This is a genomic window from Streptomyces sp. DH12, assembly GCF_020873895.1.
Taxonomy (GTDB): domain Bacteria; phylum Actinomycetota; class Actinomycetes; order Streptomycetales; family Streptomycetaceae; genus Streptomyces.
The window spans coordinates 220,092-242,755 of record NZ_JAHWGT010000002.1 but is presented as its reverse complement, the minus strand read 5'-3'; the positions used below and the strand labels follow the sequence as shown (position 1 = coordinate 242,755).

Sequence of the window (22,664 nt, the reverse complement as noted above, 5' to 3'; positions counted from 1 at the left end):
CCGCGCGCGGGCGTCACCGCCGACGCTCCTCCGCGGCATGCGCCTCGTCGGGGTGCGCCGCATACCAAGGGTCGTGTTCGATCATCGTGTGTGCCTTCTTCATGTAGAGGGAGCCCCAGGAGTAGCCGCCCACCTCGGGGTCCGTGTCGAGCGGGACACCGAAGAAATCCATGGCCATGGCCGTGCCGACTTCTGCGGCCACGTCTTCCGCCACGTCCTCCGGCGCCGACCCGAGGCACTCGTCATGGATCGGGAGATAGAGGTAGTCCGTCAGGCCCTTCGCGTCCATGTCCAAAAGGGCCTGGCACAGCACGTCACGGGCCGTCGACTGCACCACGTAGTTCGTCGCCGCGTAGACCCTGTCCCGGTCCAGCGGCAGCCGCCGGCCGACGGGAGTCCAGACGATGTATCCGTCCGCACGCGCCTCGCGCTGGAGTCGGGAGGAGAACCGCTTGATGCCGCGATACGTCCGGTCGTACGCCGCAATGGCTTTCTTCACGTCGGGCAGCGGAGCGCCGGTCTGCCGGCTGAGTGTGAGAGCGCCGCCCCCGTAGACCTTGCCAAAGCCCACGCCTTTGCAGAGCTTCCGGTGGAAGGACGTGTAATCGGGCCCGTAGATGAGCTCCGCAGTGAATCCGTGGAGGTCGCGCCCCTCCGCGATGGCGCGCTTCATCACCGTCTCGTCCGCCAGGGCGGCCAGGACGCGCATTTCCACCGCGGAGTAGTCCACGGAGAAGATCCGGTGCCCCGGCTCCGGCAGCAACGCCCGACGGATCGTCCAGTCCCCCGACGGGAGCTGCTGGAGCGGAGGCCCGGAGATGGACATCCGGGCCGTCCGCGCCTGAAGGCTGTTGATCTTCGGGTGAATCCGGCCGGCGTCGTCCAGTCCGTCGCGCATGGCAATGCCGTACGACATCCTCCATTTGCCCGCGCGCTTCGATCGGAGGACGGCGTCCGCCAAGGGGTTGGGCCGTCGCGTCCCGCGCGGCTGCCATGACTGGTCAAGGTCGGCCAGGTCCAGAAGGATGGACTTGTCGACCTTCAGCGCGCCGGAGTCGGTGCGCTCCGTCAGCGTCTCCCCCATGCCGACGAGCGCGTCAGCCACTTGCTTGGGCGCGTTGACCGACACCACCCCGTAGCGCGCAGCCTTCTCCGCGTGGAGCGCTGACTCCTCTTCCAGGCGGTCGACGAGGCCACGGACGTAGTCCTGATCCACCCGCATCCCGCGCCGCTCCAGCTTGGCGCAGACGACCATGACGGCATGCTCGAAGTCGACGAGCCGCTGACTCACACCGACGTCGCACAACCGCTTCGTCAGGACGGGCAGGAGACGGGACACGAGGATGACGTCAAGGCCAGCGTACTGAAGGTACGTCGGGTGGCTGAGGTCGATCTTCGCCCAGCCAGTCGCCTTCGTCTCCCCGATGCTGCGAAAAACAGCCGTGAGGTCTCCTTGTGTATCCGGCGCCGACGGGTCGACGTCACGGGCACACAGTTCCTTCAGCGCCAGGCCGTAGCCGCCTTCGTGTTTCGGTCGCGGGTCGTACAGGTGGGCCAGGATCTTGGAGTCCGTCACCCGGGGCGCCATCGTCTCCAGCGGGCACCGGAGGTGGCGGTCCAGGACGAGGAGATCGAAGGCCGCGTTATGGAAGACGAGCCGCGGGAGCGTCAGCAGCGCCCAGCGGGCCGCCTCCTGCATCTCCGGGCGGTCCTCCACCTGCAGCACCCAGGCATCACGCGCGTCGCCGAGTTGTACGGTACGGAGCCGGTACGACGGGCTGTAGATGTCGAGCCCCGTCGTCTCGGTGTCCGCGCCGACCATCTCGCCGGCCGACGCCTTGCGCTCCACCCACGCGCGGAAGTCGCGCAGGTCGCTCGCGTCGTCCGGCACGCGGGTGACGGTCTCCTCGCCGGCTATGCGGTAGGGAAAGTTCCTCATGCTGCTGCCTCCTCTCGTGTCTGCCCAAAGATGTCCGTACCTGCCGACGCCGGGGCGGGCCCGTCGTCCTCCTCGTCCGCGACGCGCTGCGCCGCCTGGATCTCCTCGTCGCGCGCCAGGCGGATACCGTTGAAGCCCCAGCGCCCGCGCCGCTTGTCCTTCGTGAAGCCCCGGCTCTCCAGCTCCAGCCCCAGCGCCCAGCCGGACAGCACTTCCTTGCGGCTGAGTCCTGCGTCCTCCGCCCACTCGCGGTAGGCGCGACGGACCTCCATCGGGGCGACGCGGGCACCGGGCTCCTGGATGAGGCGAGCCTCGATGAACTCCCCTAGCCGGTCCTCTGACTCCCGGTAGTCCTGCGTCGCGTGCTCGATGGACGCCGGCTCCTGGAGCCCGTGCGCGTACCACTCCACGGCCCCGCGGACGGCCCACGCGAGGATGCCCTCACGCTCCGCCCGCAACTTCGCGGAAAGGGAGGTGTCCGCCTTGTCGCCGCGGAACGACGCTTCGAAAGGCACGAGCTTCACCCGTCGCCAAATTCCGTAGTCCTGACTCAGGATGGCGGGCTTGTAATTCCCCGCGACGAGGAGGAGGAACGACGGAATGTAGGTGAAAGGATTCTGGTTGAGGAATCGACACGTCACCGGGTCGCCGCCGGTCAGCTGCTTGATGAGACCCTCAGCAAGTCGGCTGTATTTCTCCGTCTCGCTGGCCGTCACGAGCCGCGCCCCTCGAAGGGCCGCCACCTCCGGCGACGCCTGGCCGACGCTGACACGCCCCTCGAAAGTGCTGAACTCGGTGCTCTTGGTCACCCCCTTGAATGTGTCGATAATCGCACCCAGAAATTTAGACTTCCCGTTCTTGCCGTCCCCGTGGAGGAAGACGAAACACTCCTCCGCCGTCGACCCGGTAATTCCGTAGCCGACGAGGCGCCGCATGTACGCCGGAAGCTCCGGATGGCTGGGAAAGACTTCCGTGAGGAATCGCTCCCAGCGGTCCGCCTTCGCGTCAGGGTGGTACGCGACATCGAGCCGCTTCGTGATCATGTCCGTCGGGGTGTGCGGGTGAATGTCCCCCGTGCGCAGATCCACCGTCCCGTTCGCCACGCTCAGGAGCTCCGGCCGTGCGTCGAAGTCGTCCGCTCGCGCGGGAACTCCGGGCACGCTCGGAAGCTCCTTGATCACGGCGTCGATGGACCGGTTCGTCAGCGCCTTCAGGGCCAGGCGCCGGTTCGAGTCGTCGCCCGACGCGATGAGCTCCGCCCCCATCAGGTGCAGGGCCTCCCTCACCTTCGCGTCACCGTGGGCCCACACCGTGCCGTCCCAGACGAGGAAACCCAGCCCCGGCGCGTAGCGCACTCCCCCACCGTCGCGAGACATGAAGTCCCTCAGCCGCACGGCGATGCCGACGTCCGTCGCGTCGAACATCTGTCGCGCGCTGAGGTCCATCTCCGCCAGAGCGGCATCGGTCGCGGGGAGGTCGGCCGGCGGCTCAGGCTCCGTGAGTCGACTCACGGGCGCCGTCCGCTCGTCCTCCACGACGGCAGCAGCGCGAACGGCGGCATGCAGCAGCCCGGGGAACATCTCCGGGTCACGCTCCCGCCAGTCAGTCAGGTCGTCGCCGTCGTGCGGGAGCTCCAGGCGCCGCACCATGACGCCCGCGCGGACGAGAGCGAGGGCGAGGGAGTCCGTGAAACCGGCACCCGCACGGTCCCGGTCGCCGGCAATGACGACGTCCAGGTCCCGCAGACCGCCCGCCAGCTCCTCCACGAGGGCCGCATTCCGGGCCAGCCCGGCGCCGCGGATGGCAACGGCGTCGTAGCCGGCACCAACGGCCGTCAGGGCGTCCCCAGGGCCCTCGCAGATGAGGACCGTGTCGAAGCCTGCGCCTGAGCACATGACGCCGTATTTCGCCCACGTCCGGCCCTCCACGTTCGTCAGCCCCACCCACCGGGCTGGGCACTTGCCGGAAAGGTCGCGCCCCTGGAGGCCGCGGACGACACCATCGAACCCGGTGAGCGGGACGGTAAGGCGCGGGTAGCGGGTGAAGCCGCGGGAGAGCCACGGCTGAGTACGGTCGCCCGAGTTGGAGTAGCCGACGCCCAGATCCTCCGCCGCCTCCGGCGCCAGGCCGAAGCGGTTCATCAGGTAGTCGGTGGCGCGCGGGGAGCCCATAAGGGCGGCCGACGTCTCGTCGACGAACATGCGCAGGCCGGCGATCTCCCCCGGGCCGACGCTCTCGGGAGCCCGTGCGCTGATCGTCTTCGCCCCCTGGCCGTCGACGTTGAACAAGTCGCTCGGATTCAGGCGGGCCGCGCGTAGGATTGCCGACGTCTCACAGCCCGTTCGGCAAACCATGAGGAGGGTGCCGTCTGCCTTCAGGGTCATCTTCAGCGACGGGTGGTCCACGTCCCGGTGCGCGGGACACAGGGCCAGATAGCCGTCATGGTCCTCCTCCATGCCGGCGAAGCGCGCCAGGATGTCGGTCAGTCGCAAGGTCTCTCCCCTCTCGCGTGCGGAAGGGGCGCCCCGTAGGACGCCCCTTGTCGCGCGGTGTTCGGTTGTCGTCAGACTCGACGCCGGAAGGGCTGCACACCCCAGCACGTCAGGCAGCGGCGCGACACGCCCCGTGCAGTGTGGTAACCCCAGTCAGACCAGCGAGGGTTGGCGCAGCGGCAGAGTCGCGGAAGTGAGTAGCTACGCGTCATCGTCGACCTCGTTCACGTGCACGACCTCCTCCAGCCACGAGACGTAGGAGTCAGCGTGCTTGTCGCCACGTAGGAGAGCGACCTCCACCCACCGAGCGGCGGCGTCCAGCGTCAGCGGCTTGTCGGTGTAGACGTCGACGGCCCCGGTGAACTCGATTCGCTGCTTCACGCTGCCTCCTCCACAGGCTTCAGGGGACCGCCCCAGAGCTCCAACGTGTCGAGGGACGGCTCCCGCCAGTACCCGCCTGCGGGATCAGGGCTGCGATACGAGCCGTCAGGCTGTTCGGTCCAGGTCATCCCGTCGGTACAAACGAACTGCTTCACGCTGCCTCCCTGTGCTCCGCGTCGATGTCGTGCCAACGGTCGTAGTCGACGTCCTGAAGCGCCTCCTCCATGTCCCTCATGCGGTTCATCAACCGCACGTCCGTCCGCACGTCGCGCACGACGTAGCCGTCCGCGGTGCCCTTCATGCGCCGCTTGACGACCGCGCAGCCGAATGGCTGGCCGGCGTGGACTGCTTCCCGGTTAGCCTGCGCGATGTAGTCGGCGAGCGTGATGGATTTCTCCGCTTTCGCCTCCAGGGCGTGGAGGTAGTAACCGGAAATATCGCCGATGTCGAGTCGCCCCATCTGTACGTTGCGGTGAGCGGCGGGGTTGTGGTGCTCGCGGAGGTAGGCGACGAGGGCGGCCTCCCAGGTGGTGCCCTTGGCCTTCGAGGGGTTAGCCATCAGTGCACCGTCACTTCATGGCCGTCGAAGACGAGCGTCTCGTCCATCACGGCCAGTCGAGCGGGCTCGTTACCCCGGGAGAACACAACGCCCACCTGAAAGCACCCAGGCACGCCCGCGGGCGCTGCCCGGTAACCTCGCTCCTTCAGCCATGCAGCCGTGGCTTCCGGCGATCCTGCGTAGCAGATGCGATGGCAGTCGAGCCGACCGTTACCAGCCGTTGTCATCCCTCTTCCACCTCCCGCATGATCTCCGGCGTTATCCATGAGGCGTACACGCAGGCAGGCTTGTCGAAGCTCACCGGCTCCGAGTCGGGCGCAGGCCACACGCGGCGGAGGTTGTCCTCGTCGGTCACTGAACGTCCTCCCATGTCGTGTGCGCCCGCTGAATCCGCCCGTCCACCACGCCCTTCTTCGTCTCTCCGTAGACGTCGACCGTGTGGAAGGTGAGTTGTCCGCGGGCGGCGCCGATGGTGCTGTATGGGCCGTACGCCGTGGTGCACTCGGGGCCGTCCCAGAAGAAGCGTGGGGAGTTGACATTCCCCCGCTCCCAGTCGGGGTTGTCCCGACGCTGCTGGCGGGCGATGAGGACGCGGTACATCTGCTGCTCGTCGCCTACCATCTGGCGCACCATCAGACCTCCTCCCACTTCAGTTCCGAGCGCTGCACGTACTCCCTGACGAGCCGCGCCCCACCCCACAGCGTGTCTCGTCGGTGCCGGCTGAACTGCCCGCGCGCCGCGCCCGGCGTGGAGTAGGGACCCATGTAGCTGACGCGCGTCTCCCACTCGTCGAGGAACTCCGGCACGTCGGGGTTGTCGCGCCAGTGGTGGACCGGGTTTCGCTTCGGCCGCTCGTACTCCAGGACGGCGCGGAAAGCCTGTGCGTCGTCCCCTGCGTGGCGGGCCATCAGACCTCCTCCCTGTTCATCACGTGCACGAACGCGCCACGGGCCAGCGCCACCCCCGCAGCCTCCCAATACTTCGGCCAGTCCTTCCGCCCGGTCGCGGCAGCGCGGATGTAGATGCAGTCATCCGGGCCGGCGTCGCGAATGTCGCCAAGGGCGGGGGCGTTGGCGTCGTCGATGACGTGCATGGCGCCGCTCATTCGGTGACCTTGGTCAGGGGGCCGTAGTTCCGAGTGACCTCCGCAAGACTGAAGGTCCAATGCCTGCCGAACCCGCTGGAGCCCGTCCGAAATCGTGCCAGCGGCGTACCGTCGTTCATGTGGTCCAGCGTGTCCGGCCCGCTGAGCTCCGTCGAGAACTCCCATATGTCGCCTTCGACATCGCGGTACTGGGCACTCAAGTCGTACACCACGCCGTCGTACGTGTACGTGTCCGTGGGCGTCGGCACCTCCGGCCCCTGGAGCGCCTTCAGCAGGCTCGTGAGGTTCCCTGTGTAGTCGAGCGACTCCAGGACTCCCCGCAGGCCGGCTGCCTCGTCCTCCGTCAGCTCCAGGACGACGACCGTCTCCTCCACGGTGCGCGTGCGGGTTTCGTACTGTGCGGTGGCCATGGGTTCTCCTCGTGTCAGTGCTCGCGGCCGAAGATCATGACTGTGCCGCCCTCAGTTCGGGGCTCGTCGTGCCGAACGTCGTCGTGGTGAACACGATCGATGTCGTAGAGATACGCGGCGTCCATGTCGAGGAACATCACGGGATCGTTGTCCGCTGTGAGCGGCATGGTGTTGATCAGGCGCCGCAGTTCACCGAAGGTCATTCCTTCTCCTTCCTCCTACGCCCAAAGCCCCCGGGCCACGTGGGCGCCGGGGGCGAGGGTGGAGCGGGTCAGTCGATGATCTTGGTCAGGGGGCCGTAATACCTGACGATCATCTCCAGGGTGTCGTACGTGTCCTTTGGCTCATGGCCGTTGCATCCGCCGTGTACGTCGGTACCGAACCGCTTGAACGTCCAGGGATCGCCGTCGACATCGCGGTACCGTGCGCTCAGGTCGTACACCACGCCGTCGTGCTCGTAGGTGTCTGCGGCCGGCTCGGTGAGAAGCTCGACCTCCTGGCACCACCAATATCCGTCGGGGGCGCCGTGAGGCCCGTCGCCGAAGCGAACCTTGTACGGGAGGCTCATTTCCTTCTTGAGTTCAGTTACGGTTCCGACTCGCCCGACGAACGTCGACTCCTCGGCAGGGCAAAATTCCGGGTCCGCGACAACGACGCGCACCCGGTCGCCGACATTGACGCATCCGCCAGCTACTCGCGTGAGGCCATCCTCGCGCGGTGTCGAGTGGCTACCGTCTCGCTCCTCCACGACCCAGAATTGCTCCCCGTCGCAGGCCGTGTACGGGCCGGCAACGATGATCCCGTTGATACCTGTCGCAGGCTTCTTCACCCGGTCGCCGACGGCGAACTTCGGGATCGACTCCAGGTCGCTGACCCTGAACGCGCGCTCCTCGTCCCCGTCCTGTTTGACAACCATCAGCTTGAAGGTGCCGAACGTGCTATTCACCGGTCCGTAGGTGATCACGCCCTCGCCACCGCTGAGGACTCGAACCTTGTCCCCTACCTTGAACTCGCTCACGCCCGCTCCCCCTCCGTCTCGCCGATCACGACGACGTGCTCCGCGCTGACCTTCTGAGCCTTGAGCGTCTTGCGGGCGATGAAGCCGGAGTCACGCCCCGTCGGCCGCACCTTCAGCATGGGGACGACGCGGCCGGTGGACTTGTCGCTCATCGTCTCCAGGACGACGGCCTCCGACGTGCGCACTCGGTTTCCCTGGCGCGTCGGGTAGGCGATGACGGAGCCGGGACGGATCTCCGCTCCGGTGAAGTCGGTGAGTCGGGCCTTAGACATTGCTCTCCTCTGCGTGAACGTTCATCGTGAGAAGGCGTCGATACGCCTCGTAGGCTTGCTGCGGGCAGACGCCGTTGCCGATGGCGTGGAGTTGCTTCGCCCGCGGGTCGCGCTTGCCTGCGGTGAGCCCCGGGACGCCGGTCACCCACCCGTCAGGGAGGCCCATGAGCCACTCTGCGAATCGTGCCGTCAGCCTGCGCCCGCCGCGAGGGCCGACCTCCGTGGGGATGGGCGCCTGGCGGCCGGTGACGGCTTCCTGGCGTCGGATGGCGGGCTCGTAGTCTGCCCAGTCCTGGACCTCCTCCGTCGGCTCGGGAAGGAGATAGCTGACTTCGTCGTCAATCGTCGGGCCGTGTCCTCCAGCCTTGCGCTTGTCGGGATGCTGAGCCGCGCCGTTCGTCCCAAGGTTTGCCGTCGGGGTCTTGAACAACAGCACTACCTCGCTGAGCGGTCGGCTGTTCTTCCCGTGCAGATTGGACGCGCCGCTCTTCCAGTCGCGCGCCGTTGGAGTGGGAAGCATGTTGACCACAGAGCCGAGGAATGGAGATCGTCGGCGCCGCTCCGAAGGGCAGTCTCCACGCGTCGCCATGGACGCCGTCGGGGTGGGAAGCAGATGCACCACCGCACCCGGCAGCGCGTCGTATTCGCCTTTGCTGCTGCGCTGGTTCGGGCCTCCGTGGGGGCCGTCAGACGCCTTGGGCGTCGGCAGGAACCGCCAGGCCAAACCATCGGTCTCGGTGGTGCGCGAATCCAACAGACTCGTCGGAAGCTCGAAGGCACGTCCACCGGAGGTCATACCCGATCGCGGCCAGGTCCGCGGCGATGACGTCGAGGCCCCGCGACCGGATGGCCGCGACGTTCTCCAGGAAGACGAGTCGCGGTCGAAGGATGCGAACTGCCTCAACGACGTGGACGTAGATTCCCGAGCGCTCATCCGCGAGTCCCTTCCGAAGGCCAGCGTTACTCAGTCCCTGGCAGGGGAATCCCGCCGTGATGATGTCGACCTGGCCGACGAGCTGCCGCCAGTCGTACGCCGTGATGTCGCCGATGTTCGGCGCGTCGGGGTAGCGGACGGCAAGAATCTTGCACGCCGCCTCGTCGACCTCCGCGACGTACGCCACCCTGTCGCCCGTCAGGGCCTCCACCGCCATCCCCAGTCCGCCGTAGCCGGCGCATAGCTCAAGGATCGGCATCGTGTCTCTCCTCGTGTGCGTAGACTCGTGACTACGCCCGCCCCTCCCGACCGCTATTCGGGAGAGGCGGGCGCTTCGGCGTGGTCGGTCAGGCGGCCATCGGAAGGTCAGCCGGAGCGGCTGTCTCGTAGGCGCCCTTCACGCTGATCACCGGCTTGTTGTAGGCCACGTCCCGACCGGCCTTCGTGGTGTAACTGACGTGCTCGATCGTCAGCGTCGCGCGGACGGGGCCGTCGTAAGCGTCGACGTCGGCAATCACCTCGTGGAGGATCTTCACGAGCTCCCACGAGCCGGAGTTGAAGCGGAAGAGCCCCAGATCCGGCGCCGCCGTCAGGCGGAACGCGACATCGATGGACGGCTTCGGCCCCCGGCCCGACCGGGCCTTGTCCTTGCGGTCCTGCAGCAGCGGCGGGCAGCCGCACGGCTCGCCCTTGTCCTCGTCGGGCGAGAGGAGCTCAACGCCGTCGCAGTGATGCGCGAGACCCTGGAGGCCGAAGAGCTTCATGCTCGCATCGATCTTGTCGGACGACTCGATGATGATCTCCACCGACGGGGAGTCGGTGAGCACTTCGAGGTTGTCCTCCTTGTCCGTGTCCCACTCCTCCGGCTCGCCGCCCATCAGGCGAGCGATCTCCGCGGCAACCGTGGGGTCCCCCGTGGTGACCCGCCAGGCGGACAGGCTTTCCGGCTGCTTGCCGACGAGCCGACCGGAGCGGAAGCGGCCGACGAAGTCGTCGGAGAAGGTTCGCTTCTTGGGAGCGGCGTCGGGGTCGGTGTCCCAGAGGCGGCGCAGATTGTTTGCCATTTTCGTGAGTCCTTTACGTGACTAGGGGGCCCATTCGGTCCCGCACCCTAGTTATGGACAGGGGGCGCCCGGTTGTGACAGTCAATCTCGGTAGAGGTGGTCGGCCAGCCAGACAGCGCCAGCCACGGCCGCCACCTGACCGGCGCGGGTGTGCACCGAGCGCTTGCGCACGCCCAGCACGTAGCGCAGGTGCGACGACAGCGGGGCATCTGGGTGCCCCGATCGCAGAGCGGCCCACTCCGCCACGGCGAAGTACGCGGCCCAGCCTGCCCAGACGGCGCCCCAGCGTGCCCGCGGGGTCACCACTCCCGTCCCTGCCAGTCGCGGTGGCAGCCGACGTGACCGCGCTCCTCTTGACAGACGCTCCAGCCGCTGAGGAGATCACGCTCGGCGCCGCACTCCACGACGATCCCGTGACGTCGGAACGCCTCCACGATGGCGGGATCGTCCTCGTATAGCCCGAGGCTCTCCTCCGCTGTGTCCCAGTCGCCCTCCAGCAGCGCCTTAACGAGCGCGCTCAGAACCTCCGTCTTCTGCGCAGCGGTTGCCCCCGTTCGGAGCATGGCGTCCGCCGCTGGCTCGAAGATGCGGCTAGCGCTAGCCCAGCCCATCAGCGTCCCTCCCGTTCCGCCAGGCGCCAAACCTCGTCACCGTCGTCCGTGGAGCCGGCGGCCACTAGGCGCGGAGGTGCGTGAGTCGACTCACGGAGGTCCCGGAGCTGCGCCTCAAGACGGGCGATGTGGGCGTCACGGATCTCCAGCGCCTCCGTGGCGAAATTTGCTTCGTCCGCGGCACGTCGACGGGCGGAGAGCCAGGCGAGACGGTAGCGGTCGCGCTCGGAGGTACGCCCCGTAAGTGCACTGAGCAGTTCCCGAACCGTCTCGTTCAGGTCTCGAGTGATTCGCCGGTACGACTCGCCTGTTGCGTGGGAGACCTTCCACGCGCTCCGGAGCTGCGCTGCCTCCTCCGCCGACTCCTCCGCCCGGTGCTCCCAGTAACCGGCGAGCGACGCCAGACGCTCTACCTCCGCTTGCGCCTCCTCTGCGGCCTTCTCCGCAGTCTCCTCCCGATCGATGGCGGCGTCAGCGCGCTGGTTCTCGTACTGAAGGAGCTCTCTCAGTCGCTCGATCTTCGCGTCTCGCGCTTCCACCATTGCAGCCCAGTCAGCCATGCCGACCGCCCCTCGGGTCGTGGTCACCGATGAACTTCTGTGACTCCTCCATCGCTCGTGCGTCGGCCTGTCGGCCGCCCCACCACTCCACGACTCGGGAGCACGCATCCACAACGGCGCGTTCCACCGTCGCGTAGTCCGCGGGTCGGACGTAGGTGTTCTCCACAGCCGTGGAGAACCAACGCCCCTGTCGACGAAGCTCCACCTTCAGCAGTCCGAACGACGACTCGCTCCGCACCCGGTAGAAGTAGCCGGGCGGCAGCTCCGGCGCGCCGGCAGCCACGAGTTCACGCATGCTCATCAGCTCTCCTCCAGGAATCGCGCCACCTGCAGCACGTCGTACACGCTCGGCTTCTGCTCCTCGCCCCACGCGAGACCCGTGACGAGCGCGTGAGCGCTCTGAAAGACACTCGCGCGGCTCAGGACGTGGTCAGCGCTGAAGAGCGGCGAGACGGGCGCTGAGGGGGTTTCCGAGGGCTCTTCCGCAGCGGGGGTCAGGGGGCCGTAGTCCTCATCCACGTCAGCCGCGGAAAGATCCAGGCCGACGTCATCGGGGTCGTTCGCCCGGACACACCGCAGGCGGCCTTCGCCGTCCGACTCCCAGACGTCTCCGTCCTTGTCGCGGAACTGCATCATCGTGTCTCCTCTGCCGTCTCCGAGTCGATCAAGTCAGCGGCCCACCGGGCGCCCGTGAGCCGGAAGACGCGGTTGTCGCTGAAGTCGCGATCGTGTCGCTCCCGAGCGTTCACGCGGATCCGCTCCGCCAGCTCGTGGGCGTACTCCCGCTGTACCGCCCGGCGGTAGTCGTCGAGGGCGTCGAAGAGGCCCACGGAGACGTAGCCCTTCTCCTCCTCCGCTGCCTCAGCCATCACGCGCAGCCGCGCCGCGTACGCCGCGGGCCCCTCGCCGGCAGGGTGGACGCGACGGCCAGGGCAGTCGTCAGCCGTGTGGCTCTGCCGGATCGTCTTCGCACGCGTCGGCGGGTGCTGCTCGCACTCGTCAACGACGTTGTCCCGTGCGACGAGCCCGCACAGCTGCTTGGGGCACGGGCAGCAGTCCTCTAGGTCAGTGCCCGCCCAGCTACGGCCAATGTGGTCACTCACTCGGACACCTCCACGATCACGTCCCCGTCGCTTGTCGGGATGACCGCTCCCGCTCCCTGGCACTTCTGGCACCGGGCGTTCCAGCCCTCGGACGTGAACCAGTCGTGTTCACATTCGGTGAGTCCGGTCACTTCGACACCTCCGGGTCGATGAGGTCGGCGGCCAGCTCGTTGACAACCCTCCGGACCGAATCCCCGGTGACCGTTCCGGCGAGGTGCAAGGTGCTTTCCCGGATCTTCTCCGCGTTCCTCCGCGACGTCTCGCGCTGTACCTCCTCCAGCGCTCGACTGCACAGCTCCAGCCATTCATCGGATCCGTCGCGACTGACAAGCTCCGCCCACGCGCTCATGACGTCACCTCCGGGTCGATCAGGCTGGCGGCTTCCCATGCGCCATCCTCGAAGCCGACCGCCATGGGCTGGCTGCGGATCTTCTCCGCGAGCTCGTGGGCGTGGTCGTCCAGCAGGCGCCGGAGGTCGCCGAGTCGAAGGCCCGTGAACGGTGCCTCCGGGTAGATGTTCCGCGTTGCCGTCAGGATGACCATGTCATCCGGCGAGTCCTCGTAGATCGCCAGTACGTGCGCCAGCGCCTCCAGGGGTGTCGTCGGCGGAGTCGGGTACTTCGCCAGCGACTCGCGCTGCAAGCGGCTCATGCCACGGCCTCCATTCCCGCCTGCAGCACACGGAGCGCGTCGCCGGACATCTCCACGGTGGCGATCGTCTCGCCAGCCGCGTCCTTCACGTCGAGGTCGTACATGTCCCCGCCCAGCGGTCGGACGCTCACGGCGTAGCCGCTGGCGGTGTAAACAGTGAATGAGCGCTTCATGCGGGGCTCTCCTCGTTCGTCAGCTCGGCAGGGATCAGGTAGCGGTCGGCACCGCCTCCGGGGCGGAACATCTCGCCCAGGTTGAAGCGGCTGATCGTGGCGTAGACGCGGCGGGCGGTGTCGTCGTTACGGCCGCTAGTGAACGACTGGAGCACTCGCAGGACCGCGCGGCGGGCGTCCGCTTCTCCGCGGTACTCGTCGACGAGGGCGGCGTTCGTGACCTCCGCGCGCTGCTTAAGGTGCTCGACGTCGACAGCCTCTTTCGCGATGGCCGCATACAGCCTCGCGGCGACGATGTCAGCGTCCGAACGGCCGGCCTGAGTGATCCAGTGATGCAACTCTCGCTGTGCAGGGGTGCTCATGTGATCTCCTCTCCTACGCCCAAAGCCCCCGGTGCCGAAGCAGCCGGGGGCGAAGGGTCGTGCGCTAGACGATCGACGGCGGACACGGCCGGCAGATGCGGCCGTGCGTGTAGCAGTAGTACGGATCACGTTCGTCGCTCACGCGGCTTCCCACTTCCCGGCGTCGTTGTTGTCGAGGGTCACCTTGAAGACGCTTCGGGTCTGCGTGTGGTAGACGCAGATGCCTTCGGGGTTCATGAAGCCGGGGGCGGCAACGGAGCCATCCGACGCCAGGTTCTGTAGGGCCCACAGGACGGCCCCCTCGCTGAACGGGCCCTCGTACAGCACCGGGACTGCGCCGATTTCGTCGACGAGCGCCGTCAGGCCGGCCCGCGTCGACATGGAGTCGAGCCCGTCTTCACCCGTCTCGTACCAGCGCGCCGTGTTGAAGAGCGAGAATCGCCGCTCCTCCAGCCCGTACCCGCGCTGGATTCCGCGGCCCCACCACTCACCGAAGTGCAGGCCCTCGCCAAGGATGCGCACGAGGTCCGCGGCGTTGTCGTGCACCCAGCCGGCGAAGCCGAAGTTATCCGTCGTCTTGCCGGGGGTGATGACGCGCTTTCGAGACTGGGCGGTGAGGATGTACTGACTGCCGTCGACGACAACGGACGCCGCACCGCTCGGGTACTCGCCGGGGTCGACGCCTCCGGTGACGGCCGTGATGTGGACCGCGCTATTCGTACCGTCCAGCTTCTCGTCAACACGACGTCGCGGAACAGGCGTGCCGTCTTCGGCCAGGGCGTGAACTCGTGCATCTCTCTCCTCGCATGCGTAAGGGCGGGGCGCCCGGTGAAGGACACCCCGCTACGTGTATGACTTGCGTGGCTACTTGCGGACCTTGCCGGCCAGGATGTTGATGCCCAGGAGGATCAGCAGCGCGGCGCCGTATCCGATCGCCGGTACGGCAGCCACCGCCCCGTGAAGCGCACCGAGCGCGAGCATGACGACCCATGCCTCCAGGGGGAGGAACGCCAGGCTGACAACGAACTTCGTAGCTGACTGCATGAAGGCTTCGCGCTGCTTCCGCTCGCGCTCCGCGGCGCGGTACTCGGCGGGGGTCTGGGGGACGCCGCTCACCATTCCTCCTGCCCTTCCGCCTCGTCGGCCGTCTTGATCAGGCGCAGCGCCAGGAGCCGCGCCTCGTCGGGGGAGATGGATGTCACGGCCCGAGCGTCGTAGTCACGGATGTCCAGCATCACGAGCCCGCCATGGGCGTAGGGCTCTTCGACCTCCTTGCCGTACTTGCTCACTCGCTCTCCCCCTTCAACCGCGCGATCTCCCGAGCCTGGCTGACGATGACGGCACGGAGTTCGTCGGCGCCGTCGCTCGTCGGGAGTGCGTCCACCTGGTACTTCAGGTAGTCCAGCCGGCCCTTCAGTTCGTCGCGCTCGCTCTTGACGAGGAGAAGCTCGCGACGGAGCGGAGCCGTGTTGTCCTGGCGCTCTGCCAAGGTCTTCCACAGCGCCACTTGCTCGCGGAGATCGTCGCGCTCGTCGCAGGTCGCCTTCGCACTCCCAACCACCCGCGCCATGTGATCCGGGTCCCAGCGGCGCCCGGGACCCTCGTCCAGGTCGACGCCCAAGACGCGGGCGACGTCGGCGACAACCTGTCGGGCGTGGCCTCCAGACTCGTTCTCCTCGTAGACAGCCGACACGGCCACCCGCTCCAGAGCGTCAATGCTCTTGTGGAACTCTCGCGCCTCGTCCGGGTACTTGGCGTGCTCAACGCGCGCCGCACGGTGGACGCCAGACAGGGCGTTGACGCCTGCCCGGGACAGCCCACCTTCGGCTCGTTCCTTCCACGCGTCACGTTCGTCGCTGAGCGTCTTGACCAGCTCCAGGGTGTCGTCGAGGGAACGGTGAAGCTCTCGGACACGGGTGGTGGTCATCGCCGACACGAGCGACTCAAAGTCCGCGTGCGTCATCCTGATGGCAACATAGTTGAGTACGTCCTCATTGCTGCTGCTGGAGGCGCCGAGGAGCGTGACACCGTCGAGCGCCAAGTCCACGGTTCCGTGGGCCTCGTGTCTGATCTCGAATCTCACGCCGCTCTCCTCTGCGTGCCGCTGACGAACTCCCCGCCGCTCGCGACCGGCTTCCTGATCACGCGCTTCTTCCCCTCGCTCTCCCAGTCGAAGACCCTGCGCAGCGCGCAGAACGCCTCGAAGACCTGCGGCCCACAGTCGACCGGGTGCAGGCTCCATCCCTCCGGGCGGACGTGGAGAGCTGCCCCGCCCATCACGTCGGGGACCGGGATGCTCTCGCCGTCGGACGCGCGGATGATGCGGTCGGCGTACCGGTAGGCGGAGAGCTGGAGGGCCACCGAGTCGTAGATGGCTTTCGACGTCTTCCAGTCGACGATCACAAGCCCGCCGTCTATCTCGGCTATGGCATCGAAGCTGCCGGCGTACTGGTGGGTGTCGCTCCAGACCGTCTCCTCCAGGTGGAGGAACCGGGGCTGCACCTCATCGAGGAACTCGCGAAAGTGCCTCACGTGCTGCCGAACATCGGAGTGCACGTGACGGTCCTTGACCTCCTCCCCGCGCGCCAGGCGCTCGAAGAGGTCGTGTGCCGCGCTGCCCAGGTCGGTCGCCGCCTTCGACGTCCGGCGGTGCGCCCCCTTCAGGTAGTCGATCGCGCCTGCCTCGTCACGCTTGATGAGCTGCGACACGATGTCCCAGTTGGTCACCGCCGCTTCCGCGGACTGCTTCGCCGCCCAGAAGGTCAGGAAGTCCTTCGGCAGCATCCCGACGACGCTCGTCACACCGGGGACCTTGACGTCCGCGTCCCCGGGATCGATGTAGAAGCGGCTGCTACCCCTCTTGATCGTTGCTACGCCGGCCATCTGTGCTCCCTCGTCCTCGTCCTCGTCCTCGTCCTCGTCTCCTGCCCTAGTTATGGACAGGGGGAGCCCGGTTGTGACAGCGACCTCAAAGAATCTTGTGACGGGCCAGACTGGCGCCAAAATGCCAAACTAGACCCTATTTTCCCTTCCCTCTTAACGCGCGTTAGAGAGAAAGGAAATTAGGGTCTAGTTTGGCACTTTGACACCCGGAAGGGCGGAGTCGGCGGCCGACGAGGAGGCTCTACGACGTCGCTGACCTGCGCTTCTTCGTGTGTCGACGCAGTGCAGCCAACGCGGTCTGCGTCTCGGCAAGGAGGTCGTCCAGTTTGGCCGCCTGGCCCGGTGTCATCTCGTTGTCGATCACGTCGGGGCGCATCTGACCGGCGATGGTGGCGAGGGCCTGGCCGAAGCGGAGGTGGTCCGCGGTCAGCTTGACACGTGCCCCAGCAGTCTCGTCGACGGGCGGTGCGGTGGCCGTCGCCGCATCCGCAGCCTTGCCGCGTGCCTTCTTGGTCGCCTTCTTGGCAGGCGCCGCAGATAGGTCACGCTCAGCGGATGCGGCCGTCACCAGCGCCGCCCGCGCCTTGCGACCTCGCTCCACCCGCTTCCGCGGGCCGTCGACGAGGAGACCGTGTTGCCGCAACGTGTCAACATCGAACCTCTCGCGAATGTGGTTGCCGATGTGCCACCGCACAGCTGCTTGGACCCGGTCCTCACTGTCAGGTGCGATGCCTGCGCCTGCGTAGATCCGACGCGCCTCGTCGCGGTACCGCTGCGACCTCCCAAGTAGATCCATCTCGCCGTCCGACGTGGTGCAGCGAGTCCGCAGCTCCACGAGGACAACGGCCAGGCTGCGAAGGATGATGGCTGGCTGGTGCTCCACTCGCGCGTGCTCACGTACCAGAGCTGCGCCCCGGGCTACGAGCTCCTCGTCACTCTCGGTCGCCACCATGTCCGCGCTGAGAGCCGGCAGAGCGGCGCCACTGGGGGCGGGCTGCTGGCCCTCTCGCTTTGTTACGGCCTTAGATGCAGACATGCGAAAGCTCCTGGGGTGGGTGGTCAGAGGAGAGTACCGCGAGTGGCACATGCCTTGTCTAGGGCGCGTGGCCGGCGCGTGTTCACACGCGGGTGAAAGCGCGCCCGCACACCCCGCAGGTGATCGGTCCTAGATCCAGCACCGTGGCGGCTACGCGGATCTTGCGTGGCTTTGGGCACTCGCACTCGGCGGCCACCCGCGGGTCTGTCCGCGCTGGACGTGTTGGCGCAGGCGGAATCAGGTGCGGCAGCACGTCAGGGAGTATGGCCGCCAGCTGTTTGCAGTCGGCGGTGTGGCGCTTCGAGGCTCCGGGCGACACCTCTGGGTCCGGATATCCGAGCGCTGCGCGTGGTCGGTCGGCAGGCCAGGTGAGCCCTACCTCCTCCGCAGCAGCCAAAAAGCTCTGATTGTGGTACGTGCCACGCATGGTGGTGTCACTTACCCCACGGGTCCAACACAGGACGTGCGCAGCGTCGTGGAGAAGGGCGGTGAGGACGGCGTCAGGGCCTAGGCGGAGGGTGTCCGCGCTGATCACGAGACCTGCGACGACATCCCCCTCCCATCGCCATCTAGTGGGGCCGTGGTCAGCGGCTAGGGAAGCGGTGGTAATGACGGGCTGCACAGGCGGTAGGTCGGCTACGTCGGACCGGATGCGGTCCCATGTAGTGACGAGCACCTGGACGAGGGCGCCCGGTGAGGTCGGCATACCCCGGAATCTAGTCCTGTGCAGCGCCCGCACCAAACCGAAACGATCACCTCCGCACCCCCTCCGCGAGTCGACTCACGGAGCCCCGGAAACGCAAAAAGCCCCCGTACTCCCGGCTGACCTGGGAATACGGGGGCTAGATGCGTGGTGCACTTAGGTTGCCCTAAGCTTTGGCTAAGATTCGGTCAAGGTTGGTTACTTGCCGGTTGGCGACACCTTCCGGCGCGCGGACTCCCCGAAGAGGATCGGGAGGACCACGACACTGACGGCCGTCACCTTGTCCGCGACGCCGTCCGCTGCCAGCGCGGGGAACAGGACGGCGAGCGCCAGGAGGGCGGACGTCAGGGCGGCACGGAGTCGTACCGGCTCCTGCGCGGCGAAGAGCTGCAGCCAGACGTAGGCGCGGAGGGCCAGAGCGTTGAGGGACTTCATGAGTGCCTTTCGTGGTCAGAGGCGGGCGAAGTGGCGACGGGACTCGGCGCGCTCCACGTCCTCCCACACCCGCTCGATTCGATGACGAAGATCCGTAATGGCCCCGTCGTTGGTGATCAGGTGGTCTGCGTCGCTCATGCTGACGGCACCCTCGGATTCGTGGGTGAGCAGTGCGGCGCCGGGACGCGAAATGTGGATCAGATGGAAGCCTGCCCGCTTCAGGCTCGCCACCTCGTTGGGATACCTGACGTCGGTGATCACCGCAGGGACGCCGGATTCGTTCGCCTCCTGGACCCGCGTCAGGGCGGTGCGGATCCAGAACTCGGGGTCGATGGCGCGGATGGCGGCGCCGAGCTCCTGGAGGACGCGACGGACCTCTGGGTACTCGTCCTTCGCCCGCTCCCAACCGTCGCACGCGACGAGCTCGCTCAGCCGGTCCGGAAGCCAGGTTCGCGGCTTCCCCGGGACTTGGCCCATGTCGATGTAGTTGATGATCGGGTCCAGCTTCAGCGCCGCTTCCTTCAGCGGGTCGGCGAAGGCGATCCTGCGGTACCCGCGGTTCTCCACGAGCCACGTGCCCGCCGTGTCCTTACCCGTGCGCGCCCGCCCGATGATGCCGATGTTGCCCATGGCCCCTCCTTGTTCCGGTGTCCTTGTTATGGACAGGAGAACAGGCTTTGTGACACCGAGTTTTCAAAGCGGCAGAATCGGCGCCAGGGCCCGCACCATCCACCGGGCCAGGTGCAGGTGTCCGACATCTGTCGGGTGCACGCCGTCAGCGCCGATGACCGTCGACACGTTCCCTGAGGTCACGTACGGGGACTGCGTGCTGACGACAGTGCCGGCGCCCGTGCGGGTCTCACCCGTGACGAGGGAGACGTACGGGAGGCCGGCGGCCGTCGCCTCCGTCCGGAGCGTGGTGTCCGTGTTGGTGATCGACGTCGCCGGGGAGGCCGTCGGGGAGATCGGGCCTGCCACGATGATTTGCGCGTTCGGCAGCGCCGCCTTTGCCGCGGAGAGAAGGGACGCGGCTGCCGTCGCGATGGCAGACTGTGAGCCGCTCGCGTCGTTGTACCCGCCCTTGATGATCAGCACGTCCGGGCTGTACGCCACGACGTCGGCCGACAGCCGGTCGCCGAACGTCGCGTAAGCGCCGGCTGTGATAAAGCCCGTGCCGCCCCGCGCCTGGTCCCACACGTCCGTTACGCCGAGCATCCGCGCCGCGCGGTACAGCCAGGTACCGACGCCCTGGCCTGCGTTCTGCGAGCTGCCGTCGGTGATGCTGTCCCCCAGCACCATCAGCCGTCCGCCGGCCGTCACGGGGCGCCAGAGGGAGTAGGACGGCCCGATGTAGATGCCGCCGAAGGGGACGTTGTAGAGGTCGATCCGGATGCGCCGGACAGCAGCTCCAGAGAACGCGACCTTCAGCATGTGCCCGCTGCCCGCCGTCGTCCCGCCCACGCCCACCGGGTAGGTGGTGAGCGGGCGGCCGTCGATGCTGAGCTTGTAGGAGCTCGCGGAGCTGATGTACTTGAAACGCAGCTCGAAGACGTCCGCGTCCGTCACGAACTCGAACGCCCACGAGCTCTGGCCGCTCGCGTACGTGTGCGGGATCTTGCTAGTCGGAAGCGCATAGTTCGTGTCCGGGCTCGTCGACCCGATGGCAAAGTCTGTAGCGCCCAGGAACAGGAAGTCCCCGCGGACGTCGGAGCCACTCAGAGCCACCAGCGGAGGCGCGTGCTTGACGGCGCTCGTGATGCTGCTCGTGGTCGTCTGCGTCGTCGTGATCGTCGGAGCGGCGCCGGAGTACAGCGGGTCAGCGAGCGCCAGATCCGCGATGTCTCCGCGCCTGATCGCCGTCCGCTGGCGGGAAGCGAGGGTGCCCTCTGCCGTCGTTACGCGGCTCGTCAGCGACGTCAGGGCTGACGCACTGGCGGCGCCAATGGCGGCGGGTGTCAGCTCGTCGGTACCGCCGGCGGCATGTGCGGTGGCGTGCGCGCTTGGATTCCGGTCGTCGGTCAGCCGCGGATCTGTAAGGGCGACGTAGGCAGCGTCAGCGCGGGTCACCTCGTCGGCTATCGCAGCGTCCGTGTATGCCTGCGCCGTGCCCTCTGCAGCCGTCTGCGCGGCACTCGCGGCGCCGGCAGGGTCAGCGCCGACGTCGGCAGCGTCGAGGACGACGGTGCCTGTCTCGCCGTTCACCGACGTGATGGCTCCGCCACCGCCCCCGAGCGTCGTCCCGCTCCCCCACGCGCCGGCCGCCTTCGGGCCGAAAATGGTCCAGCTCGTCGTGTTGATGTAGAAGTCGCCGTTCGCGCCGTCGCCCGACGTCGGGTCGACCGTGCCGGAGAGGATCGTCCGCCCGTCCGCCCCCGCGGGGCCGGTGATCAGAACGTAGTCCCCGTTAGCCGGGTTGGCTGGCGCGATGTCCGCCAGGTCGACGACGGGAGTCGCCTGCGGAAGCATGATGGAGTATGAGCGGGAGGGGAAGCCGCTCATCGACTCCACGACGTTGTACGCCCAGCCGGTCGGCTGCATGTCGGCGTTGTCGGTGGCCACGAGGACCACGGAGAACGCGCCGGAGGCGTTCAGCGCGACCGACGCGGAGCCGTTCACCAGCGAGTCGGCGCCGGACAGCGTGATCAGGCCGGGCGCCGTGATGCTGACCGTCCCCTGGAGCGGCGTTCCGTCGGGGCGGATGTAGCGGCCCGTCAGTGTGACGGTCGCGATTCCAGGTGGCATGGGCATTTAGGCGTCTCCTCCAGGGCGAGGGATAAGCAGGTGTTCGGCGTCGTGTCCCGCCTGCCACTCGCGGACGCGCGCGATGGACTCCCGGACCTCGTCCAGGTCGTCGCGCACGTCGTCGACGCGGGAGTCCAGCCGGGCGCCGAGCGCGCTGACTTGGTCGGTCATGGTCCGACTGACGACGTCGAGGGCGTCGAGGGTGACGGCCCGGGTTGTCTCGCCCTCCGCCGCTACGGCGCCGCGGGTGCGACGCATGAAAACCGGGGCCAGGGCGGTAATGCCGGCGGCACCGATGACGGCGAGCGCGCCGACGATGGCGACGAGAAGTTCCACACGATCACGCCACAACCGTGAAGCCACGCTTGGCGCCGAGGCGCTTCAGGCTGGACTCACCCGGCACGCCGTCCGCGTCCACGCCGTCGTAGCCAAGCGTCCTCTGATAGGCCGCGTAGGCGTTCTTCGTCGGGATGTCGAAGATCCCGCCCTCGTAGGTGCCTGGCGCGAGCCGCCCCTCAGCGATGAGCGCGTGCTGCACGGCGCGGACGTCGTCCAGCGACTTGCTGTACGCGCGCTCCTCCGCCTCGGAGTGCGTGGCAGCGAAGACCACGGCCGCGAGGGAGACGATCCGCTTGACGGTCGGCTTCGGTGCCGGGGTGGCCGGCCGCACCGTCAGGCGCTTTGCCACGTCGGCGCGGAAAGCGTCCATGTCCCACGCGGGGCCGTCCTTCTTTCCGACCGGGCCGCGCGGGTCGATCTTCCGCGTCGTCCCCTCCTTGTGGCCGATCACGGAGTCAGCCGTCCAGCCGTGGTAGCGGCAGATGGCGGCAGCCCATCGGACGGCGGCGTCGTACTGGGCGGCCGGGTACCAGTCCTTGCCGTCGCCCCGGTTCTCGATCTCGATGCCGTAGTAGTACCTGTTCCCGTCGACGGGCTCCGCCTTGGCGGGCCGCGGGTGCGTGGAGCTTTCGTTGAGCACGGCGGAGTGCGCGTTCTCGGCGAAGCCGCCCGCGTGGTTCGCGCGGCCGTGGCCAACCATCGTCGCCACCCCGCTCTTGCTCAGGTGCGTGTGGCAGAGCGGGCCGGGGAGCGCGCTCGTCCCCTCGTAGCAGAGTGCGAGGGAGCTCGTCCCGGCGGTGTGGTGGATGACGACACCGTGCACTGGGCCCCACGCGCCCCGGTGGTTCCGGTTGTGCGTCCTCCAGCTCCGGTACTCGCGGACGTCAACGCC

General features: G+C 67.6%; 36 protein-coding genes. All 36 read right to left on the bottom strand.

What is annotated here, in order from left to right; genetic code table 11:
- Positions 1–13 precede the first annotated feature (13 nt).
- Positions 14–1,939, bottom strand: a complete 1,926-nt coding sequence (locus LPA54_RS02745; RefSeq protein WP_228973438.1) for a DNA polymerase — start codon at positions 1,937–1,939, stop codon at positions 14–16.
- Positions 1,936–4,431: a phage/plasmid primase, P4 family gene (locus LPA54_RS02740; protein ID WP_228973437.1), complete on the bottom strand. Its 2,496-nt coding sequence runs from the start codon at positions 4,429–4,431 to the stop codon at positions 1,936–1,938. The genes LPA54_RS02745 and LPA54_RS02740 overlap by 4 nt, the downstream gene beginning before the upstream one ends.
- Positions 4,432–4,632: 201 nt before the next feature.
- Positions 4,633–4,812 carry a hypothetical protein gene (locus LPA54_RS02735; RefSeq protein WP_228973436.1) on the bottom strand — a complete coding sequence of 60 codons (180 nt, stop codon included), beginning with the start codon at positions 4,810–4,812 and terminating at the stop codon, positions 4,633–4,635.
- A gap of 151 nt (positions 4,813–4,963) precedes the next feature.
- A complete protein-coding gene (locus LPA54_RS02730; RefSeq protein ID WP_228973435.1) occupies positions 4,964–5,371 on the bottom strand; it encodes a hypothetical protein in 408 nt (135 codons plus the stop codon).
- A 223-nt stretch (positions 5,372–5,594) separates the two neighbouring features.
- A complete protein-coding gene (locus LPA54_RS42175; protein WP_267486665.1) occupies positions 5,595–5,726 on the bottom strand; it encodes a hypothetical protein in 132 nt (43 codons plus the stop codon).
- Positions 5,723–6,004, bottom strand: a complete 282-nt coding sequence (locus LPA54_RS02725; RefSeq protein ID WP_228973434.1) for a hypothetical protein — start codon at positions 6,002–6,004, stop codon at positions 5,723–5,725. Before LPA54_RS02725 ends, LPA54_RS42175 begins: the two co-directional genes overlap by 4 nt.
- Positions 6,004–6,279 carry a hypothetical protein gene (locus LPA54_RS02720; protein ID WP_228973433.1) on the bottom strand — a complete coding sequence of 92 codons (276 nt, stop codon included), beginning with the start codon at positions 6,277–6,279 and terminating at the stop codon, positions 6,004–6,006. Before LPA54_RS02720 ends, LPA54_RS02725 begins: the two co-directional genes overlap by 1 nt.
- Positions 6,279–6,464, bottom strand: a complete 186-nt coding sequence (locus LPA54_RS02715) for a hypothetical protein (RefSeq protein WP_228973432.1) — start codon at positions 6,462–6,464, stop codon at positions 6,279–6,281. Before LPA54_RS02715 ends, LPA54_RS02720 begins: the two co-directional genes overlap by 1 nt.
- Before the next feature lie 8 nt (positions 6,465–6,472).
- The gene (locus tag LPA54_RS02710; RefSeq protein WP_228973431.1) at positions 6,473–6,886 is read right to left on the bottom strand and encodes a phiSA1p31-related protein; all 414 of its coding nucleotides are present in this window, start codon (positions 6,884–6,886) and stop codon (positions 6,473–6,475) included.
- Positions 6,887–6,900: 14 nt separating this feature from the next.
- Complete coding sequence (locus tag LPA54_RS02705; RefSeq protein ID WP_228973430.1) at positions 6,901–7,089, bottom strand: hypothetical protein; 189 nt, start codon at positions 7,087–7,089, stop codon at positions 6,901–6,903.
- Positions 7,090–7,157: 68 nt separating this feature from the next.
- A complete protein-coding gene (locus LPA54_RS42815; RefSeq protein WP_228973429.1) occupies positions 7,158–7,904 on the bottom strand; it encodes a phiSA1p31-related protein in 747 nt (248 codons plus the stop codon).
- On the bottom strand, positions 7,901–8,176 hold the full coding sequence (locus LPA54_RS02695; protein WP_228973428.1) for a hypothetical protein: 276 nt from the start codon (positions 8,174–8,176) through the stop codon (positions 7,901–7,903). Before LPA54_RS02695 ends, LPA54_RS42815 begins: the two co-directional genes overlap by 4 nt.
- A complete protein-coding gene (locus LPA54_RS02690) occupies positions 8,169–8,696 on the bottom strand; it encodes a DNA cytosine methyltransferase (RefSeq protein WP_228973531.1) in 528 nt (175 codons plus the stop codon). The genes LPA54_RS02695 and LPA54_RS02690 overlap by 8 nt, the downstream gene beginning before the upstream one ends.
- 166 nt (positions 8,697–8,862) lie before the next feature.
- Positions 8,863–9,369 (bottom strand): DNA cytosine methyltransferase, encoded by a 507-nt coding sequence (locus LPA54_RS02685; protein ID WP_228973427.1) that lies wholly within the window; start codon positions 9,367–9,369, stop codon positions 8,863–8,865.
- Between the two features lie 88 nt (positions 9,370–9,457).
- A complete protein-coding gene (locus LPA54_RS02680) occupies positions 9,458–10,174 on the bottom strand; it encodes a hypothetical protein (protein ID WP_228973426.1) in 717 nt (238 codons plus the stop codon).
- A 299-nt stretch (positions 10,175–10,473) separates the two neighbouring features.
- Positions 10,474–10,785: a hypothetical protein gene (locus tag LPA54_RS02675; RefSeq protein ID WP_228973425.1), complete on the bottom strand. Its 312-nt coding sequence runs from the start codon at positions 10,783–10,785 to the stop codon at positions 10,474–10,476.
- Positions 10,785–11,372: a hypothetical protein gene (locus LPA54_RS02670; protein ID WP_228973424.1), complete on the bottom strand. Its 588-nt coding sequence runs from the start codon at positions 11,370–11,372 to the stop codon at positions 10,785–10,787. The genes LPA54_RS02675 and LPA54_RS02670 overlap by 1 nt, the downstream gene beginning before the upstream one ends.
- Entirely contained in the window at positions 11,338–11,646 is a 309-nt protein-coding gene (locus tag LPA54_RS02665; protein ID WP_228973423.1) for a hypothetical protein, read from the bottom strand. The genes LPA54_RS02670 and LPA54_RS02665 overlap by 35 nt, the downstream gene beginning before the upstream one ends.
- Entirely contained in the window at positions 11,646–11,981 is a 336-nt protein-coding gene (locus LPA54_RS02660) for a hypothetical protein (RefSeq protein ID WP_228973422.1), read from the bottom strand. The genes LPA54_RS02665 and LPA54_RS02660 overlap by 1 nt, the downstream gene beginning before the upstream one ends.
- Positions 11,978–12,448 (bottom strand): hypothetical protein, encoded by a 471-nt coding sequence (locus LPA54_RS02655; RefSeq protein WP_228973421.1) that lies wholly within the window; start codon positions 12,446–12,448, stop codon positions 11,978–11,980. The genes LPA54_RS02660 and LPA54_RS02655 overlap by 4 nt, the downstream gene beginning before the upstream one ends.
- A complete protein-coding gene (locus LPA54_RS42165) occupies positions 12,445–12,579 on the bottom strand; it encodes a hypothetical protein (RefSeq protein WP_267486664.1) in 135 nt (44 codons plus the stop codon). The genes LPA54_RS02655 and LPA54_RS42165 overlap by 4 nt, the downstream gene beginning before the upstream one ends.
- A complete protein-coding gene (locus tag LPA54_RS02650) occupies positions 12,576–12,797 on the bottom strand; it encodes a hypothetical protein (RefSeq protein WP_228973420.1) in 222 nt (73 codons plus the stop codon). Before LPA54_RS02650 ends, LPA54_RS42165 begins: the two co-directional genes overlap by 4 nt.
- Positions 12,794–13,099, bottom strand: coding sequence for a hypothetical protein (locus LPA54_RS02645; RefSeq protein WP_228973419.1), 306 nt, complete (start codon positions 13,097–13,099; stop codon positions 12,794–12,796). Before LPA54_RS02645 ends, LPA54_RS02650 begins: the two co-directional genes overlap by 4 nt.
- Positions 13,096–13,272 carry a hypothetical protein gene (locus LPA54_RS02640; protein WP_228973418.1) on the bottom strand — a complete coding sequence of 59 codons (177 nt, stop codon included), beginning with the start codon at positions 13,270–13,272 and terminating at the stop codon, positions 13,096–13,098. The genes LPA54_RS02645 and LPA54_RS02640 overlap by 4 nt, the downstream gene beginning before the upstream one ends.
- The gene (locus LPA54_RS02635; RefSeq protein WP_228973417.1) at positions 13,269–13,634 is read right to left on the bottom strand and encodes a hypothetical protein; all 366 of its coding nucleotides are present in this window, start codon (positions 13,632–13,634) and stop codon (positions 13,269–13,271) included. Before LPA54_RS02635 ends, LPA54_RS02640 begins: the two co-directional genes overlap by 4 nt.
- Positions 13,635–13,772: 138 nt before the next feature.
- On the bottom strand, positions 13,773–14,363 hold the full coding sequence (locus LPA54_RS02630; RefSeq protein ID WP_267486699.1) for an RNA ligase family protein: 591 nt from the start codon (positions 14,361–14,363) through the stop codon (positions 13,773–13,775).
- A gap of 135 nt (positions 14,364–14,498) precedes the next feature.
- A complete protein-coding gene (locus LPA54_RS02625; RefSeq protein ID WP_228973416.1) occupies positions 14,499–14,750 on the bottom strand; it encodes a hypothetical protein in 252 nt (83 codons plus the stop codon).
- Positions 14,747–14,923, bottom strand: a complete 177-nt coding sequence (locus LPA54_RS02620) for a hypothetical protein (RefSeq protein ID WP_228973415.1) — start codon at positions 14,921–14,923, stop codon at positions 14,747–14,749. Before LPA54_RS02620 ends, LPA54_RS02625 begins: the two co-directional genes overlap by 4 nt.
- Positions 14,920–15,717, bottom strand: coding sequence for a hypothetical protein (locus LPA54_RS02615; protein ID WP_228973414.1), 798 nt, complete (start codon positions 15,715–15,717; stop codon positions 14,920–14,922). The genes LPA54_RS02620 and LPA54_RS02615 overlap by 4 nt, the downstream gene beginning before the upstream one ends.
- A complete protein-coding gene (locus tag LPA54_RS02610; protein ID WP_228973413.1) occupies positions 15,714–16,517 on the bottom strand; it encodes a PD-(D/E)XK nuclease family protein in 804 nt (267 codons plus the stop codon). Before LPA54_RS02610 ends, LPA54_RS02615 begins: the two co-directional genes overlap by 4 nt.
- Positions 16,518–16,758: 241 nt before the next feature.
- Positions 16,759–17,469, bottom strand: coding sequence for a hypothetical protein (locus LPA54_RS02605; protein ID WP_228973412.1), 711 nt, complete (start codon positions 17,467–17,469; stop codon positions 16,759–16,761).
- Between the two features lie 985 nt (positions 17,470–18,454).
- Positions 18,455–18,691 (bottom strand): hypothetical protein, encoded by a 237-nt coding sequence (locus LPA54_RS02600; RefSeq protein ID WP_228973411.1) that lies wholly within the window; start codon positions 18,689–18,691, stop codon positions 18,455–18,457.
- A 15-nt stretch (positions 18,692–18,706) separates the two neighbouring features.
- Positions 18,707–19,321 (bottom strand): hypothetical protein, encoded by a 615-nt coding sequence (locus tag LPA54_RS02595; RefSeq protein ID WP_228973410.1) that lies wholly within the window; start codon positions 19,319–19,321, stop codon positions 18,707–18,709.
- A gap of 63 nt (positions 19,322–19,384) precedes the next feature.
- A complete protein-coding gene (locus tag LPA54_RS02590; protein ID WP_228973409.1) occupies positions 19,385–21,439 on the bottom strand; it encodes an SGNH/GDSL hydrolase family protein in 2,055 nt (684 codons plus the stop codon).
- Positions 21,440–21,769, bottom strand: coding sequence for a hypothetical protein (locus LPA54_RS02585; protein WP_228973408.1), 330 nt, complete (start codon positions 21,767–21,769; stop codon positions 21,440–21,442).
- Between the two features lie 4 nt (positions 21,770–21,773).
- Positions 21,774–22,595: an N-acetylmuramoyl-L-alanine amidase gene (locus LPA54_RS02580; RefSeq protein WP_228973407.1), complete on the bottom strand. Its 822-nt coding sequence runs from the start codon at positions 22,593–22,595 to the stop codon at positions 21,774–21,776.
- Between the last annotated feature and the right edge of the window lie 69 nt (positions 22,596–22,664).